This window comes from Mycobacterium seoulense, from assembly GCF_010731595.1.
GTDB classification, from domain to species: Bacteria; Actinomycetota; Actinomycetes; order Mycobacteriales; family Mycobacteriaceae; genus Mycobacterium; species Mycobacterium seoulense.
Genome location: NZ_AP022582.1, coordinates 5,038,948 through 5,054,554 on the forward strand (window position 1 = coordinate 5,038,948; position 15,607 = coordinate 5,054,554).

Below are 15,607 nucleotides of genomic sequence, written 5' to 3' on the forward strand. Positions count from 1 at the left end.
TTGGCCTGATAGGAGGGGTCAGTATGTCTTCCCACTTGGAGGTTTGGAAACCATCGGGACGGGAGCTGATCGCGCTGAGCGGTGAACGAATGACCCTCGGCAAGGCCTTGACCAATGCCGTGTCATTGGAGCACGACCCGACCGTGTCCCGCGTGCACGCCGTCTTGGAGAACTTCGGGCAAGCGTGGTCCGTGCGGGATCTAGGTAGCCGCAATGGGACCTATGTCAACGGAGAAAAGATCGCCGCAGAACGGATCCTGCGTTCTGGAGACGAATTACGGCTCGGCAGTTCACGGTTGATCTTCTGGATGACAAGGGGGGCCGGCGAAGCGCCGGGTGAGCAAGAAACCGAAACTGGCAAGTCCATCTTGCGACCGCCTCGGATGACCCAGCGCGAGCTCGACGTCCTCAAGGTGTTGTGTCGGCCTTTCGTCTCCGATGACCCGTTTCCCGAGCCCGCGTCGGTTCGTCAGATGGCCCAGGAGCTGTTCGTTACGGAGGCAGCCGTCAAGCAACATCTGCAACACCTGTACGACAAGTTCGGTATCAACGCCGATGGAGATCGTCGAGTCCGGCTGGCCAACGCGGCCATCCGGCTCGGGGCTGTCAACCGCTCCATGCTGCGTGAGCGTCGTCCACGGCAACGGTGAGCGGCCGCGTGACTAGGAGACCTTGTCGAGCACCCCGCCGCCGAGCATGGCGACGGCGTTGAGGGCGCTGCGGCGGTATTCGTCGCATGTGGAGCACGACTCGATATGGCGCGCAATGCGTTTCCGCATCAGGACGGTGAACTGTTCGTCCCAGCCGGACAGCTCCGCGGCCAGGCGCGGGCATCCGTTCCGGGGAGCGCGGCGGGCCACCAACAGCGCCCCCAACGAGCGTTCGATGGTGTCGCGCAGCCGCTGCAGCAGCTTCTTGGTCGAGTCATAGCTCATGCCGAGCGTCTGCGCGAGCTCGGCTCCGGTCATGCCACGGCGGTAGGCGAGCTCCAGCACGTGGCGGTCGCGCTCGGACAATCCGCCGGCCGCCTGGGCGATCAGTTGACGGAGTTCGTTCTGGGCCGTGAGCGTAAACGGCCCCGGACCGGTGGCCGCATTGTCGGGCAACTCGTCGGAGGCGGCCTCGCGGCGGCGTTCGGACAGGGCGCGCAGCGCGCTGCGACGGGCGATGGCGTAGAGCCACGGCCTGAGCTTGTCCGCGTCACGAAGCTTCGGCAACTCCGTCGTCGCGGTGCAGAAGACCTCTTGCACGCAGTCAGAGGCCGCGTGCCGATCGCGCAGCATGCCGACGCAGTAGGCGTGCAGTGGGGCGGCGTAGCGGTTGTAGATCGCGGCCAACGCCGCGCGATCGCCGGCCGCCGCCGCGCGGGCGAGGTCGGCGTCGCTCACGATGGGGCGGTTCGGCAGTGTGGTCGTGAAAGTCATGACTGAAATGCTCGGCGATCGCAGGTGATCGCGTAATTACCGCGGAGGCCAGTTTCCGCTCCCGAAAGGGAAGGGTTTCCTATCCGTTTGGTAAGGGTCTGTTTGGCAAGGGCCGGTGGGCCGACTCGGGTACCTGCAGCACGGCTACGACCACCGCCTGCGCAATCGCATCATCAGGTCGCCCGACGAGCGCTTGAGGAAGAACGCGTACGGCAGGTCCACCAGGTGCTCGAGAAAGTCGAGCGTCATGTCGACGTCCAGGCGAGCCGCAGGGCGTCGACACCGTCGCGCCCGGTCCCGGTGGCCTCGTGCATCTCGGCGAGCGAAACGTGGCGGCCGTGATAGCCGAGCGCCATGGCAAGCGCGGCGGCACCGCAGTCGGCCATCTCTGCTTGCGCGATATAGGGGATCGCGCGCCCCCACCCCTTCACCGCAGCCTCGGCATTAACACGCTGATCAGCCGCTGCCGTCCTTGCGGAACAACAAGTTCACCGGACGGCGCCGAAACGGGCCGGTCCAACTCGGCCTTCACCTCGGTCGCGGTCACGTCGACGACGACGGCGCCGTGCGTTGTGCCGGAAGCATCCCGAAATTGGACGGCAGCACCCCGGGCAGGCGGTATGTCGCCGGCACGGCTCGCCGTGACAGTCATGCCTTGCGTGACGGCCGGCAGCGCCTCGGTCCGCGCAATGCTGACCGTGCCGGCGATCAGAGCGCCGGCTGCCAACAGCACACCGAGCATGACGAGTCCCGCCTCGGTCCGCTCCTGCTGCTTGATCAGTTCACCGGGGCGGCTCGCCGCGGATTGGCGGTCGCGCCATCGCTCACGAAACGCCGGCTCATGCCGGGTCTCGCCGTCGTCGCCATTTCGCTCGGTTTTCATCCGTCGCTCCTATCTGCCGGTCGGTCCCAGAAGGGCCACTCTCACGGGTGGGAGCTCCAGCGGCGCGAAACGGTGACACATTTCGGGGATGCTCGGTAGCGAATCAAGTAGTGCGGTATCCATGACAGCCGGTCGCCATGGCGTGATGATCGGATGATGACCGATACAGCCGGGACAGACCGACCGACGCCGGACGTCGACGTCGTCGTAGTGGGCGCAGGTATCGCAGGCCTTTATCTCGCCTATCGCCTCAGCCGCGCCGGATATCGATTTCGCGTATTCGAGGCGGCCGACGACATCGGCGGCACGTGGTACTGGAACCGGTATCCGGGCGCCCGGGTCGATGTGCCGAGCGTCGACTACATGTTCAGCTTCGATCCCGACTGGCGGCGTGACTGGCAGTGGTCGGAGAAGTACGCCACCCAGCCGGAGATCCTGCGTTATCTGAACCATGTCGCCGACAAGCACGACCTGCGCCGCCACATCACCTTCTCGACGCGGGTCCAGCAGGCACGCTGGGACGACGATGCGTCGCTATGGCGTGTGCGGACCGACGGCGGCGACGTCACCTCGCGTTTCGTCGTGATGGCCACGGGCTGTCTCTCCATGCCCAAGCCGGCCGAGATCGACGGACTCGAGCGGTTCGCCGGTGAGGTCTACTTCACCAACCGCTGGCCACACGAGCGGGTCGATTTCACGGGTAAGCGGGTGGCAGTGATCGGCACGGGTTCTTCTGGCGTTCAATCGATTCCGGTCATCGCCCAGGAAGCGCGAGAGCTGGTGGTGTTTCAGCGCACGCCGAATTTTTCGATCCCGGCGCGCAATGGTCCGTTGTCGCCCGAGAAGCTCGCGCAACTCGCGAATGAGTCGGAATACCGCGCGGCGGCGCGGGTGTCGTGGGGCGGCATTCCAGGGGAACGCAGCATCGTCCCGACATTCAGCGTCTCGGAGTCCGAACGACAAGAACGCTTTGAGCGCGCGTGGGAGGGTGGCCTGCTGTTCGACACGTTCACTGTTTTCGCCGACGTGTTGAGCAATCCCGCGGCCAACCACGAGTTCGCCGAGTTCTTCCGGAACAAGATCCGCTCCATCGTCGACGATCCGCAGACGGCGGCCGATCTGTGCCCAACCGATCACCCCATCGGAACGAAACGGCCCTGCCTGGACACGAACTATTACGCCACTTACAACTTGCCGCACGTGCGCCTGGTCAACGTCCGGAAACATCCGATCCGACAGGTCACGGAAACCGGCATCGATACCGCCGGCGAGTCGTTCACCTTCGACGCGATCGTCTTCGCCACCGGTTTCGACGCCGTGACGGGTGCGATAACGGCCGTCGACTTCAGGGGCCGTAACGACTTGTCGCTGAAGGACAAATGGGCGAACGGGCCGCAGACTTACCTCGGGTTGACCACGGTCGGCTTTCCCAATCTGTTTTTCATCACCGGTCCTGGGAGTCCCTCGGTGCTGTCGAATATGGCCGTGTCGATCGAAACGCACGCGGACTGGGTGCTCGATTGCCTCGGTTACCTGGGTGCGGGCGGCTTCGATGTCATCGAGCCCACCGAAATGGCCGAGGCCGGGTGGACTCAACACGTCAACGACTGCGCCGACATCACCCTCTACCCGGCCGCGAACTCCTGGTACATGGGCGCCAATGTGCCGGGCAAGCCACGGGTTTTCCTGCCCTACTGCGCGGGCGTCGACTTCTATCGCCTCAGCTGCGACGAGGTGGTCGCCCGCGATTACTTGGGCTTCCGGCTGTCTGGTCCCGACGGGTCGCGGTGCACCGACGGAGTGGTGCGCCGGTTGCAACCGGACGTCGAGATGGTCCTCATGGAGGCGGTGGCGCTGGATCTGCCGCCGATGGAATCGATGCCCGTGGCGGATGCCCGTGCGTTCTACGCGCAGATGTCAGAGGCCCTGCCGCCGGGACCGGACGTCGGCGAGATCGTCGACGGTGTGCTGCCAGGCGCTGCAGGCGATTTGGCGTACCGGCTTTACCGGCCGCCGACCCCGGGCCCGCACCCGATCGTCGTGTATTTCCATGGCGGCGGCTATGTTCTGGGCGACGCCATCTCGGATGATCCGCTGTGCCGGGACCTTTGCGTGCGCAGCGGCGCGGCGCTCATCTCGGTGGACTACCGGCATGCGCCCGAGCACCGCTTCCCTGCGGCGGTCGATGACGGCATGGCCGCGGTGCGGTGGGTCGCCGACAACGCCCGGGCGCTCGGCGGCATACCGGGGGAGCTCGCGGTGTGCGGCTGGAGTGCGGGCGGCGGGATCGCGGCGGTGGTATGCCAGCTAGCGCGGGACCTGGGCGGACCGAACATCGTCGGGCAGGTGTTGTTGGCGCCGTGCACGTCCGGCGATACGGTGCGCGCATCCTTCGCCGAGAATGCGGACGGCTATGGGCTGACGACGCCTTTGATGCAGTGGTTCTACGACCACTACATCGACGTGGCGGATCGCAGCGATCCCCGCTTCGCGCCCTTGCTTGCCGCCGATCTGTCCGGGCTGCCGCCGGCGATCGTCGTCACGGCGGAGTTCGATCCCGTGCGTGACGACGGCGAGGCGTACGCCGCCGCGCTCAAAGCGGCCGGCGTCCCGACGAAGTATGTGTGCGCGCGCGGCCACACCCACCAGTCGCCGGCGATGGTCGACGTGGTCATCTCAGGCGCACCGGTACGCGCGCAGATGGCGGACGCCCTGCGCCGATTCTTCGCGGAGACAAGGGTTTCGCAGCCAGCGTCGTAACGGCTGTGCAGCACAGAAGGGATTCGGCAAGGATGGTCACGACGCGTGCGGAAGCGGCGCAGTACGTCAAGGATGCGGGAGGATTGAAGCTTGTGATATTCGGGGCCGATGGGCACGAGGTCGCAGCGATGTTCGTGCAAGGGTCGGTGACTTACGACCCGGAGGAAGCGACTTTCATTGCAGTCGCTGAGGACGGTCACTCGGTTGGCGAACTGTTCGTGGATGAATCGGTCGATTATGACGAGGGCATAGACGCCTTCGTCATCCGCGCCGCGCGATAGTCACGGTGTCAGCTACATCGGGTCGAATTCGATTGGCAGCGTGGCCGGACCGCTCAGCTCGGTGAGGGCTTCCACGGAACGAGACCGGTGCGGCGGGGCTTTGGGCATCACTAATGACCCCTGACGTCCGCGGGGTTTGTCGCCGTTTGCTGAGTGGCGGTGGGGTCGGTGTGACATCCTGTGCGGGTGTCCGCAGGGGACCCGCCTTCTGGGGTGGTGACGTTTCTGTTCACCGACATCGAGGGTTCGACCCGTCGGTGGGAGGCCGACGCGGGCGCTATGCGGATCGCCCTCGCCGTTCATGACGCGGTGCTGCGCTCTGCGATCGGCGGGCACGGCGGCTTCATGTTCAAGCACACCGGCGACGGTGTGTGTGCCGCGTTCTCATCGCCCAGGAGTGCCGTTGATGCCGCAGTCGCCGCGCAGCAGCAGCTGGAACTGCCGGTGCGGATGGGGCTGGCGACCGGCGAAGCCGATCTGAGAGACGGCGATTATCTCGGAGCGGTTCTGAATCGGGCCGCACGGGTGATGGCCGCCGGACACGGCGGTCAGATCCTCTTGGCCGACTCGACGGCGGGTCTTATCACCGGCGTCGATCTCATCGATCTGGGACCCCGCCGGTTGCGGGATCTCCCGACTCCGCTTCACCTGTTCCAGGTCCAAGCCTCCGGCCTGCGCTCGGAATTTCCCGCGTTGCGTGCACTTGATTCGAGTCCCGGAAATCTACGCCCCCAGGCGACCAGCTTCATCGGCCGCGAGTCCGAGGCCGCAAAGGTTCAAGCCGCTGTGAAGGCTCATCGCCTCGTGACGTTGACCGGGGTGGGCGGGGTCGGAAAGACGCGCCTGGCAACCGAGGTGGCGGTGCGGCTGGCTGATGAGTTCCCCGACGGGGCTTGGTTTTTCGAGCTGGCCGCCGTCACCGACCCCGCGGCGGTCGCCGACGCGGTGGCGGCGGTGTTGGGGATTACCCAGCAACCGGGAAAAACAGTGACCGAGTCGGTGGCGTCCGCGTTGGAGGGCAGAGTCCGGCTGTTGGTGTTCGACAACTGCGAGCACGTTGTCGACAGTGTCGCGGACCTGGTCGAGGCGATCCTCGGCGCCTCGGCGACGGTGACGATCCTGGCGACCAGCCGCGAAGGGTTGGGCGTCAGCGAAGAACAGTTGTGGCGCGTCCCGTCGCTTGACGTCAACTCGGGAGCCGATTCCGCCGCGGTGACACTTTTCGTCGACCGTGCCCGAAGCGTCGTCACGGACTTCTCGCTAACGCAGCCCGACGCGATGGACGCGGTGGTGGAAATCTGCCGCAGGCTGGATGGGATCCCGTTGGCAATCGAGCTGGCGGCCTCGCGGATGGCATCCATGACCGCCGGTGAAGTGCGAGACCGTCTTGATCAGCGGTTCCGGCTGCTGGTCGGCGCCCGGCGTGGCCTGTCCCGCCACCAAACCCTGCGCCATGCGGTGGCATGGTCCTACGAGCACCTCGATGAGGCGGAAAAGGTGCTGCTGGAGCGGTGCTCGGTGTTCGCCGGGGGATTCGACCTCCAAAGCGCCTGTGCGGTCATGGGTTCCGGTGACGACTATGCCGTCCTCGACCTGCTCGACGCCCTGGTGCACAAATCGCTGCTGGTCGCCGACCGGTCGTCGGGGCGGACCCGATATTCGATGCTCGAAACGATCCGCCAGTTCGCCGAGGACCAACTCGTCGCTCGCGGGGAAGCGTTCGAGATCCGGGCCGCCCACTCGAGGTACTTCGCCGGACGTGAAGCCGACATCATGGCCCTGTGGGACAGCCCCCGCCAACATGAGGCCTACGCCTGGTTCAGCGTCGAGCTGGCCAATCTGCGCACCGCGTTTCGGTGGGCCGCGGACCAAGCCGATCTGGACACCGCTGCCGCCATCGCCGCCTATGCGGCGCTCCTCGGCGCTCTGGTCGCCAATTATGAGCCAATGGCCTGGGCCGAGGAGCTCATCGAGCCCGCCCGCGCCCTCGACCATCCCCGGCTCGCGACGCTGTACGTGAACGCGGCACAGTGCTACTGGACTGGCCGGATCGAGGAGGCTGTCGGCCATGCCGACGCCGGCCAGACAGTGATCGATGGTGGCGGCCAGGTGCAGATCGGCGCCGAGGGCGCGCTCACCGCTGTCTACCCGTTCATCGGCCAGCCCGAACGAAACGTCGACTGGTGCCGCGCCCAGCTCGCACGCGGCCGCGACACCCATACGGTCACCCAGGCGATGCTGGTGGTCGGACTGGCGGTCGCCGGGGCCGGTGCGGAAGCGAGGGCCGCCGCTAACGGGCTGGTCTACGCCGCCGAAGCCACCCACAACCCGTGGGCGCTCGCGAACGCGCTCTACGCCTACGGCTTCGCCTTCCGCGACGCTGACCCCGCCCGCGCGCTAGAAGCGCTGCGCCGGGGACTGGTGATCGCCCAAGACAGCGGTAGCCGCGCGGCCGAATCACTGCTGGCAACCGTTTTGTCTCGGCTTGAGGCCGATCACGGCGACCCGGTGGCGGCCCTAGATCACATCACTCTGGCAATTCGCAACTTCCACGACGCTGGCAATGTCGCATATATCCGTTTCGCCCTGGCGACTCTCGCGGTACTCCTCGACCGCCGCGGGCGCCTCAAACCGGCGGCCATCATCGCCGGTTTCGCATTCGATCCCCTCAACGCATCGGAAGTCAGCACCGCTATCACCCACCTGCGCGATGTTCTAGGCAACCAAAGCTACGAATCGCTCACCCGCAAGGGAGAAGCGATGACCATCGCCGAAATGGTGACGTACGCATATGAGCAAATCGACCAAGCCCGAATGGACCTGAACGCCGTCTCGGAATAGACCGTCGGCGAGAGGGCCCCGGGCCGATCAGCCCTGCGCGAGCTCGGCGACCGGCTGCCATTTCGCCCAGGTGCGTAGCCGGTTCTCATAGTCGGCCTTGGCCGTTTCCAGCGGGGACGCGCCGAAAAACACTCGCAGTGGCGGCTTTTCGGCGTCGACGACCTTCAGGAGCGCCGCGGCGGATGCCTCCGGGTTGCCCGGGCTGGCCCAGCGCTTGCTGCGCTCGGCCTGCACGGCGGCGCGAACGTCGTCGTAGGCCGGCAGCGGATCGGCGTGCCTGGCGGAATCTCCCGCCCAGTCGGTGTCGAAACCGCCCGGCTCGATCAGCGTGACGTGCACCCCGAACGGGGCGACCTCCTGCGCCAGCGCCTGTGAGAAGCCCTCGAGCGCCCACTTGGACGCGTGGTACATGCCGACCAAGGGGAACGCGGTGATGCCCCCGATCGAGGACACCTGGATGATGTGCCCGCTGCGCTGCGCGCGCAGGTACGGCAGCGCGGCCTGGGTGATCCACAGCGCCCCAAAGACGTTCGTTTCGATCTGGTCGCGTGCGTCACGCTCGGAGAGCTCTTCGACGAACCCGAACTGCCCGTAGCCGGCGTTGTTCACCACGATGTCCAGGCGCCCGAAGTGGTCGTGCGCCTGCTTGACCGCGGCGAAGTCGGCGTCTCGATCCGTGACGTCCAACCGGATCGGCAGCAGCGCGTCGCCGTATTTCTCGGCCAGGTCGTCGAGTGAGGCCGTGTTGCGGGCCGTGGCCGCCACTTTGTCGCCGCGCTCCAGCGCCGCGATCGTCCATGCCCGTCCGAAACCGCGCGATGTACCGGTGATAAACCAAACTTTTTCAGTCACGCAGCGTTGCAACGCCGATGGCGCCTGCTAATTCCCGAGAGGTAGCGTCTCCTTCATGAGTCGCGCGGCCTTGGACAAGGACCCCCGGGACGTCGCGTCGATGTTCGACGGCGTGGCCCGCCGCTACGACGTGACCAACACCGTGCTGTCGCTGGGTCAGGACCGGTACTGGCGGAAAGCCACCCGGTCGGCGCTGGACATCGGGCCGGGCCAGCAGGTGCTGGACCTCGCCGCGGGCACGGCGGTATCCACCGTCGAGCTGCAGAAGTCCGGGGCATGGTGTGTGGCGGCCGACTTCTCGGTGGGGATGCTCGCGGCGGGTGCGGCTCGCGACGTGCCGAAGGTCGCCGCCGACGCGACCCGGCTGCCGTTTGGTGACGACGTATTCGACGCCGTCACAATCAGTTTCGGGTTGCGCAACGTCGTCGACCCGAAGGCGGCGCTGCGTGAGATGGCTCGGGTCACCCGGCCGGGCGGCCGATTGGTGGTGTGCGAATTCTCCACGCCGACCAATGCGCTGTTCGCCACCGCCTACAAGGAGTACTTGATGCGGGCGCTGCCGCGGGTGGCGCGCGCGGTGTCCAGCAACCCGGACGCGTACGTGTACCTCGCGGAGTCGATCAGGGCCTGGCCCGACCAGGCAAACCTGGCGCGCGAAATCGCGGGGGCCGGATGGGCGGCGGTGCGGTGGCGCAACCTGACCGGCGGAATCGTCGCCCTACACGCGGGCTACAAGCCGCTGCGCTGAGAACGCCCTAGTGGGTACCGGCCCGCTGCACGAAGCCGACCTGGTCGGGGCAGTAGTGGTCCACCGCGGCCCCGAGGAACTGGAACGCCTGCCCCTGCGTGGTACCCCGCGGGAGGTTGCGCTGAATGAAATTGGCCGACTTGTACGGGTCGCCGTCCACGCCCCTGCCGATCCGCTCGCAGGTGATCTTGCCCAACCACGCCAGCTGGTCCTGCGGCTGATAGATGCCGAAGCCGTTGACCGTGTTCTTGAACGGGGCGTCCTGGTCGCTGGGCGGCGGCGGCGAGGCCAGTGCCGGCGCGGCCAACGCGATGGCGGCGGCGGCCAGGCCGCCGATAGTAGCCAGCTTCGTTCCCTTCATTAGCCGGACTATACACCGCTCGCCCGAACTGTGCGGAAAATTCTCGCCGGCCGTAATCGGGGCGCAACGCCGTTTGCGCACGTCAATGGCGTGAGCGGTGCGCTTAACTGAACGGCACCCGGCGATCGACCAGCCGGGACAGCCGTCCGGCGCCCCGCCAGGCCCGCGCCACCCAGTCGGCGTCATCGTCGGTGACGAGGTTGGCCATCACCCGCACGGCGATCGTCATCAGCCTCGGGGAGCGCATCGCGATCGGCCCCGTCGCGGGCAGGAACCGCTGGAACGTCAGCAGCAGCGCCAGCCTTCGGGCGACCGAGAACCCCCGGCCGTAGTGCTCCTGCAGCAGCGCCGGCCACACCCGCGACAGGTCGCGGCAGTCCAGCAGCTGGGCGGCCAGCCGCCCCGTCTCCATCCCGTAGTCGATGCCCTCGCCATTCAACGGGTTGACGCAGGCCGCGGCGTCGCCGATCAGCATCCAGTTGGGCCCGGCCACCCCGGACACCGCGCCGCCCATCGGCAGCAACGCCGACGACACGGCCCGCGGCGGCCCGTCGAAGCCCCACTCGTCGCGGCGCAGGTCGGTGTAGTAGTTGATCAGCGGTCGCAGCGCCAGGTCGGCCGGCCGTTTCGATGTCGACAACGCCCCGACACCGATGTTCACCTCGCCGTTGCCGAGCGGGAAGATCCAGCCGTAGCCCGGCAGCACCGCGCCGTCGGGGGAGCGCAGCTCCAGATGTGACGTCAGCCACGGGTCGTCGGCGCGCGCAGAGGCCAGATAGCCGCGGGCCGCGACGCCGTACACCGTCTCCTGGTGCCAACGCCGCCCCAGCTTGCGGCCCAGCGAAGACCGGGCCCCGTCGGCCACGATCAGCTGCCGGCAGCCCACCTCCGTGCCGTCGGCCAACGTCAGCGACACCACGCGCCTGGACGAGTCATGATGTACGGCAACGGCTTTCGTGCCCAACATCATCCGGGCGCCGGAATCCTCGGCGACCTTGCGGATCCGATCGTCCAACTCGACTCGGGCCACCGCACTGCCGGTCGAGGGAAACGACGGGCCCGGCCAGCCGACTTCCACCTCGCCGCCGAACCCGCTCATCCGCAGGCCCCGATGCCGGATGCGGGTGTCCAGCCAGTCGCCCAGCCCGAGGCGCTCGCACTCGGCGACCGCGCGCGGCGTCAGCCCGTCACCGCATGGCTTGTCCCGCGGAAAGCTCGCGGAGTCGATGACCAGCACGTCGCCGCCGGCGCGTGCCGCCCACGCGGCGGCCGCCGAGCCGGCCGGTCCGGCGCCGACGACCACCAGGTCGGCTTTGGTCTCCACGCTCACCAGTATGTTGGTCGGGTGAGTACTCCGGCGACGGTGGTGGCGGGCGTTGACTTCGGCGACGCCGCGTTCGCGGCGGCCGTGCGCGACGGCGTCGGGCGGATCGAGCAGCTCATGGACACCGAACTGCGCAGCGCCGACGACGTGATGACCGACTCGCTGACGCACCTATTCAAGGCCGGCGGCAAGCGATTCCGGCCGTTGTTCACGGTGCTGTCCGCCCAGATCGGGCCGGATCCGGATGCGCACGACGTGACCATCGCCGGCGCGGTCATCGAGCTGGTCCACCTGGCCACGCTCTACCACGACGACGTGATGGACGAGGCGGAGGTGCGCCGCGGCGCGCCGACCGCGAACGTCCGCTGGGGGAACAACGTCGCGATCCTGGCCGGGGACTACCTTTTCGCCACGGCGTCGCGGCTGGTCTCCCGGCTGGGACCGGAAGCGGTGCGGCTGATCGCCGAGACGTTCGCCCAGCTGGTGACGGGCCAGATGCGCGAGACGCGTGGCTTGACGGGAGCACCCGAAGGGGCGGACGCGATAGAGCACTACCTGAAGGTGGTGTACGAGAAGACGGCCTGCCTGATCGCCGCGGCGGGCCGGTTCGGCGCCATGTTCTCGGGCGCCGACGCCGAGCAGGTCGAGCGGCTGAGCCGGCTCGGAGGCATCGTGGGCACCGCGTTCCAGATCTCCGACGACATCATCGACATCGACAGCGACTCGCACGAGTCGGGCAAGCTGCCCGGCACCGACGTGCGCGAAGGCGTGCACACGCTGCCGATGCTTTACGCCCTGCGCGAACCCGGGGCGGACGCGGCGCGGCTGCGCGAGCTGCTGGCCGGCCCCATCGACGACGACGACGCGGTGGCCGAGGCGCTGACGCTGCTGCGGGCGTCCCCCGGCATGGCGAAGGCCAAGCAGACGCTGGCGGAATATGCGGCCCAGGCACGCGCCGAGCTGGCGCTTTTGCCCGACATCGCCGGCCGGCGCGCGCTGCAGACGCTGGTGGACTACACCATCAGCCGCCACGGCTAGCGAGTCGCGGAACTAGGCGGCCCGTCTCGGACGTTCAATTGGCGGTAGTAGTCAATTCCTGAGTGCTCCGAGGAGGACACCGATGACCTGGCATCCCCAAGCCAACAGGTTGAAGACTTTCGCCCTGTTGGTCGGTATGTCCGCGTTGATCGTGTTTGTCGGGTCGCTGTTCGGCAGGACGGCCATGTTCCTGGCGGTGCTGTTCGCCGTCGGGATGAACATCTACACGTACTACAACAGCGACAAGCTCGCGTTGCGGGCGATGCACGCGCAACCGGTGTCCGAGCTGCAGGCGCCGGTGATGTACCGGATCGTGCGCGAGCTGGCCACCGCCGCGCACCAGCCCATGCCCCGCCTCTACATCAGCGACACCAACGCGCCCAACGCCTTCGCGACCGGGCGCAACCCGCGCAACGCGGCCGTCTGCTGCACCACCGGCATTCTGGGGATCCTGAACGAACGTGAGTTGCGCGCGGTGCTGGGTCACGAGCTCTCCCATGTCTACAACCGCGACATCCTGATTTCCTGCGTCGCCGGTGCGATGGCCTCGGTCATCACCGCCCTGGCCAACATGGCCATGTGGGCCGGCATGTTCGGCGGTAACCGGGACGGCGAGAATCCTTTTGCGCTGCTGCTGGTTTCGTTGCTGGGCCCGATCGCGGCGACCGTGGTGCGGCTGGCGGTGTCCCGGTCGCGGGAGTACCAGGCCGACGAGTCGGGCGCGGTGTTGACCGGTGATCCGCTGGCCCTGGCCTCGGCCCTGCGCAAGATCTCCGGCGGTGTGCAGGCCGCCCCCCTGCCGCCCGAGCCGCAGCTGGCCAGCCAGGCGCACCTGATGATCGCCAACCCGTTCCGCGCGGGTGAGCGGATCGGGTCGCTGTTCTCGACGCACCCGCCGATCGAGGATCGTATCCGCCGGCTGGAGGCCATGGCGCGGGGCTAGTGTCGGCGCTCTCCGCAAGGATGCGGGCGTTGCCGATTTTGATATCGCCCGCGCTATCAAATCCGCGAAGCTTCACATGCCCTGGAGCGCCGAGGCCCCTGGGGATGAGTGACTCCCGGATTTGATATCGCCCGTGCTATCAAATGCCGCGTGGACCGCTACACCTACCGCGCGCAGTGGTTGCCCGACTACAACGAATACCTCGGCGTGTGTATCGAATTGCCCTACATGAGGCGCGAAGCGCCGACGGCGCCCCAGGCCGTGGCTGCCATCGAGGACGCCGTCAAGGAGCACGTGGAAGCCCTGCGGGCAACCGGAGAATCGCCACCCGAACCGCTTTCCGAACGGCGCTACAGCGGGAAATTTCTTGTCAGAACCTCGCCACAACTGCATGCCCGCCTGGCGCTGGAAGCCATCGAGCAGGGTGTGCCGATGAACCAGTGGATAGTCCAGAAACTCAGCGGGCGGGCGCCCAGCGAAACCTTCGGCCTCTCCGGCTATGACTAGCTTGGCGCCCGATTAGGCGGCTGCTTCCGGCCTTTCGGGTTCGACGGGCTCTGTTCCCCTGCGGGGCGAATGACCCGTTTCCAGCCTGCCCCGGATGTGGACCGTGCCGTCGTTGGCCTCGTGCTGGCGCTGCCAGTCGCTGATCGCCTGATGCGCCGCGTGATCCAGGTAGTGCACCCAAACGTCCACGGTGACAACACTTCCGGCGGGGATGGAGGCCAGCACCCGGGTCAATCGCGGGAGCGCCAGAAAGGTGCACGCCGCACCTTCGATGACCACCTGCCATTCGTCGTCGACCGGCTTGGCCTCGACCTTGGCCCGGATCACCCGCCACCCGGTCAGCGCGATGGCCAGCGCCAGGCCGATCATGACGCCGTGCAAGAGATTCAGGAAGACGACGCTGACGGCGGTCACGACGTACACGGCGAGATCGCCGTGCTTCATTGCGGTCTCGATGTGGGCCGGCTTGAGCAACTGAATACCGATGACGATGAGCAGCCCGGCAAGCGCTGCCGTGGGAATCTCTTCGACCAACTCCGCAAACGGAACCGTGAACAGCAGGATCCACACGCCGTGCAGGAGTGCCGAGGCGCGGGATTTGGCGCCCGCGTTGACATTGGTTGAGCTGCGCACGATGACACCGGTGATCGGCAGTCCGCCGACGGTGCCCGAGACGATGTTGGCGGCGCCCTGTCCCACCAGCTCGCGGTTGAAGTCGGTGCGCGGCCCGTTGTGCATCCGGTCGACCGACACTGCCGACAGCAGGCTCTCGACGCTGGCGATGAGCGCGACGGTGATCACCCCGATGGCAACCGCACCCCAGTTGCCGTGCGGGAGGTCGGGCAGCTGCAACGCGTCCAGCGGCGACCCGTCCAGGTCGATCCGGCGCACGTCGAAGGGGAAGACGATCGACACCACGGTCACGCCCACGATCGCGACCAGTGGGCCCGGAATGCGGCGCACCTTGGCCGGAACCCAACGCCAGCCGACGAGGATGACGATCACCAGCACGCCGAGGATGGCCCCCGGCCGGTGCGCCCCGATGAGCTGGCCCGGCAGCCCGATGAGGTTGTGCCAGGCCGTGCTCTTGGATTTTCCGCCGAGCAACACGTGCGCTTGCTGCAGCGCGATCGTGATGCCGATGCCCGCCAGCATGGCGTGCACCACCACCGGTGAGATCGCCAGAGCCGCCCGCGCGACGCGGCTGAGGCCGAACAGGACCTGCAGGGCGCCGGCGGCGACGGTGATCAAACAGGTTACGCCCCAGCCGAAGTCGGAGATCAGGTCGGCGACGACGACCGTCAGTCCCGCCGCGGGGCCGCTGACTTGCAGCGGTGACCCGCCGAGGGCGCCGACGACGATGCCCCCGACGATCGCGGCGATGAGGCCGGCGAGCACGGGGGCGTTGGAAGCGATCGCGATCCCCAAGGACAACGGGAGTGCGACCAGGAAAACGACGAGCGACGCAGGCAGGTCGTGCCGGATGATCGATCGCACCCGGTCTTTGCGTGGGTTCGTGGTCTGGTCGTGAGGTTGATTGCCGAGCTGTTCGATGTCTTGCATCGGGCGCGTCCCTCGTTAGGCGTTTGCGGGGGATGTTCCGATATCCGGCCCATCATGCGCGCCATTACGTCGTCGTAAACAC

15 protein-coding genes are annotated in these 15,607 nt (G+C 67.2%); 8 read left to right on the plus strand and 7 right to left on the minus strand.

Features of this window, described 5'->3' with window-relative positions; all coding sequences use genetic code 11:
• Positions 1 to 23: 23 nt before the first annotated feature.
• Entirely contained in the window at positions 24 to 650 is a 627-nt protein-coding gene (locus G6N37_RS23420) for an FHA domain-containing protein (protein WP_163683761.1), read from the plus strand.
• 12 nt (positions 651 to 662) lie between these two features.
• Here G6N37_RS23420 and G6N37_RS23425 read toward each other — a convergent pair whose 3' ends face one another.
• The 3 genes from G6N37_RS23425 to G6N37_RS23435 all read right to left on the minus strand — a co-directional run bounded on the left by G6N37_RS23425 (position 663) and on the right by G6N37_RS23435 (position 2,307).
• On the minus strand, positions 663 to 1,424 hold the full coding sequence (locus tag G6N37_RS23425; RefSeq protein ID WP_163683762.1) for an RNA polymerase sigma factor: 762 nt from the start codon (positions 1,422 to 1,424) through the stop codon (positions 663 to 665).
• Positions 1,425 to 1,669: 245 nt separating this feature from the next.
• Positions 1,670 to 1,855, minus strand: a complete 186-nt coding sequence (locus G6N37_RS23430) for a cysteine peptidase family C39 domain-containing protein (protein ID WP_232075170.1) — start codon at positions 1,853 to 1,855, stop codon at positions 1,670 to 1,672.
• Positions 1,852 to 2,307, minus strand: a complete 456-nt coding sequence (locus G6N37_RS23435; RefSeq protein ID WP_163683763.1) for a hypothetical protein — start codon at positions 2,305 to 2,307, stop codon at positions 1,852 to 1,854. The genes G6N37_RS23430 and G6N37_RS23435 overlap by 4 nt, the downstream gene beginning before the upstream one ends.
• 156 nt (positions 2,308 to 2,463) lie before the next feature.
• On the opposite strand from G6N37_RS23435, the gene G6N37_RS23440 reads away from it, so the two are divergent.
• The 3 genes from G6N37_RS23440 (at position 2,464) to G6N37_RS23450 (ending at position 8,189) form a co-directional block, all read left to right on the plus strand.
• Positions 2,464 to 5,067 carry a flavin-containing monooxygenase gene (locus G6N37_RS23440; RefSeq protein WP_163683764.1) on the plus strand — a complete coding sequence of 868 codons (2,604 nt, stop codon included), beginning with the start codon at positions 2,464 to 2,466 and terminating at the stop codon, positions 5,065 to 5,067.
• 32 nt (positions 5,068 to 5,099) lie between these two features.
• Positions 5,100 to 5,348: a hypothetical protein gene (locus G6N37_RS23445; RefSeq protein WP_163683765.1), complete on the plus strand. Its 249-nt coding sequence runs from the start codon at positions 5,100 to 5,102 to the stop codon at positions 5,346 to 5,348.
• 180 nt (positions 5,349 to 5,528) lie between these two features.
• Entirely contained in the window at positions 5,529 to 8,189 is a 2,661-nt protein-coding gene (locus G6N37_RS23450; protein WP_232075171.1) for an ATP-binding protein, read from the plus strand.
• 27 nt (positions 8,190 to 8,216) lie between these two features.
• Here the strand turns inward: G6N37_RS23450 and G6N37_RS23455 are convergent, their stop codons facing one another.
• Positions 8,217 to 9,041, minus strand: coding sequence for an SDR family oxidoreductase (locus tag G6N37_RS23455; protein WP_163683766.1), 825 nt, complete (start codon positions 9,039 to 9,041; stop codon positions 8,217 to 8,219).
• Between the two features lie 55 nt (positions 9,042 to 9,096).
• Between G6N37_RS23455 and G6N37_RS23460 the strand changes: the two genes are divergently transcribed.
• Positions 9,097 to 9,789, plus strand: a complete 693-nt coding sequence (locus G6N37_RS23460; protein WP_163683767.1) for a demethylmenaquinone methyltransferase — start codon at positions 9,097 to 9,099, stop codon at positions 9,787 to 9,789.
• Between the two features lie 7 nt (positions 9,790 to 9,796).
• Here G6N37_RS23460 and G6N37_RS23465 read toward each other — a convergent pair whose 3' ends face one another.
• Both G6N37_RS23465 and menJ read right to left on the minus strand, forming a co-directional pair.
• Positions 9,797 to 10,150 carry a DUF732 domain-containing protein gene (locus tag G6N37_RS23465; RefSeq protein WP_163683768.1) on the minus strand — a complete coding sequence of 118 codons (354 nt, stop codon included), beginning with the start codon at positions 10,148 to 10,150 and terminating at the stop codon, positions 9,797 to 9,799.
• A gap of 103 nt (positions 10,151 to 10,253) precedes the next feature.
• Positions 10,254 to 11,480 (minus strand): menaquinone reductase, encoded by a 1,227-nt coding sequence (gene menJ / locus G6N37_RS23470; RefSeq protein ID WP_163683769.1) that lies wholly within the window; start codon positions 11,478 to 11,480, stop codon positions 10,254 to 10,256.
• 15 nt (positions 11,481 to 11,495) lie between these two features.
• On the opposite strand from menJ, the gene grcC1 reads away from it, so the two are divergent.
• The 3 genes from grcC1 to G6N37_RS23485 all read left to right on the plus strand — a co-directional run bounded on the left by grcC1 (position 11,496) and on the right by G6N37_RS23485 (position 13,962).
• Positions 11,496 to 12,512, plus strand: a complete 1,017-nt coding sequence (gene grcC1, locus G6N37_RS23475; protein ID WP_163683770.1) for a nonaprenyl/(2E,6E)-farnesyl/geranylgeranyl diphosphat synthase — start codon at positions 11,496 to 11,498, stop codon at positions 12,510 to 12,512.
• Between the two features lie 82 nt (positions 12,513 to 12,594).
• Positions 12,595 to 13,455, plus strand: a complete 861-nt coding sequence (htpX, locus tag G6N37_RS23480; protein WP_163683771.1) for a zinc metalloprotease HtpX — start codon at positions 12,595 to 12,597, stop codon at positions 13,453 to 13,455.
• 150 nt (positions 13,456 to 13,605) lie between these two features.
• Entirely contained in the window at positions 13,606 to 13,962 is a 357-nt protein-coding gene (locus G6N37_RS23485) for a type II toxin-antitoxin system HicB family antitoxin (protein WP_163683772.1), read from the plus strand.
• Positions 13,963 to 13,974: 12 nt separating this feature from the next.
• Here G6N37_RS23485 and G6N37_RS23490 read toward each other — a convergent pair whose 3' ends face one another.
• On the minus strand, positions 13,975 to 15,525 hold the full coding sequence (locus G6N37_RS23490; protein WP_163683773.1) for a SulP family inorganic anion transporter: 1,551 nt from the start codon (positions 15,523 to 15,525) through the stop codon (positions 13,975 to 13,977).
• Positions 15,526 to 15,607: the final 82 nt, after the last annotated feature.

Excerpts from the sequence above, each read along its gene's own strand:
- G6N37_RS23420 (WP_163683761.1), top strand. The coding sequence starts at position 24 with ATGTCTTCCCACTTGGAGGTTTGGAAACCATCGGGACGGGAGCTGATC.
- G6N37_RS23425 (WP_163683762.1), bottom strand. The coding sequence starts at position 1,424 with ATGACTTTCACGACCACACTGCCGAACCGCCCCATCGTGAGCGACGCC.
- G6N37_RS23435 (WP_163683763.1), bottom strand. The coding sequence starts at position 2,307 with ATGAAAACCGAGCGAAATGGCGACGACGGCGAGACCCGGCATGAGCCG.
- G6N37_RS23440 (WP_163683764.1), top strand. The coding sequence starts at position 2,464 with ATGACCGATACAGCCGGGACAGACCGACCGACGCCGGACGTCGACGTC.
- G6N37_RS23445 (WP_163683765.1), top strand. The coding sequence starts at position 5,100 with ATGGTCACGACGCGTGCGGAAGCGGCGCAGTACGTCAAGGATGCGGGA.
- G6N37_RS23460 (WP_163683767.1), top strand. The coding sequence starts at position 9,097 with ATGAGTCGCGCGGCCTTGGACAAGGACCCCCGGGACGTCGCGTCGATG.
- G6N37_RS23465 (WP_163683768.1), bottom strand. The coding sequence starts at position 10,150 with ATGAAGGGAACGAAGCTGGCTACTATCGGCGGCCTGGCCGCCGCCGCC.
- htpX (WP_163683771.1), top strand. The coding sequence starts at position 12,595 with ATGACCTGGCATCCCCAAGCCAACAGGTTGAAGACTTTCGCCCTGTTG.
- G6N37_RS23490 (WP_163683773.1), bottom strand. The coding sequence starts at position 15,525 with ATGCAAGACATCGAACAGCTCGGCAATCAACCTCACGACCAGACCACG.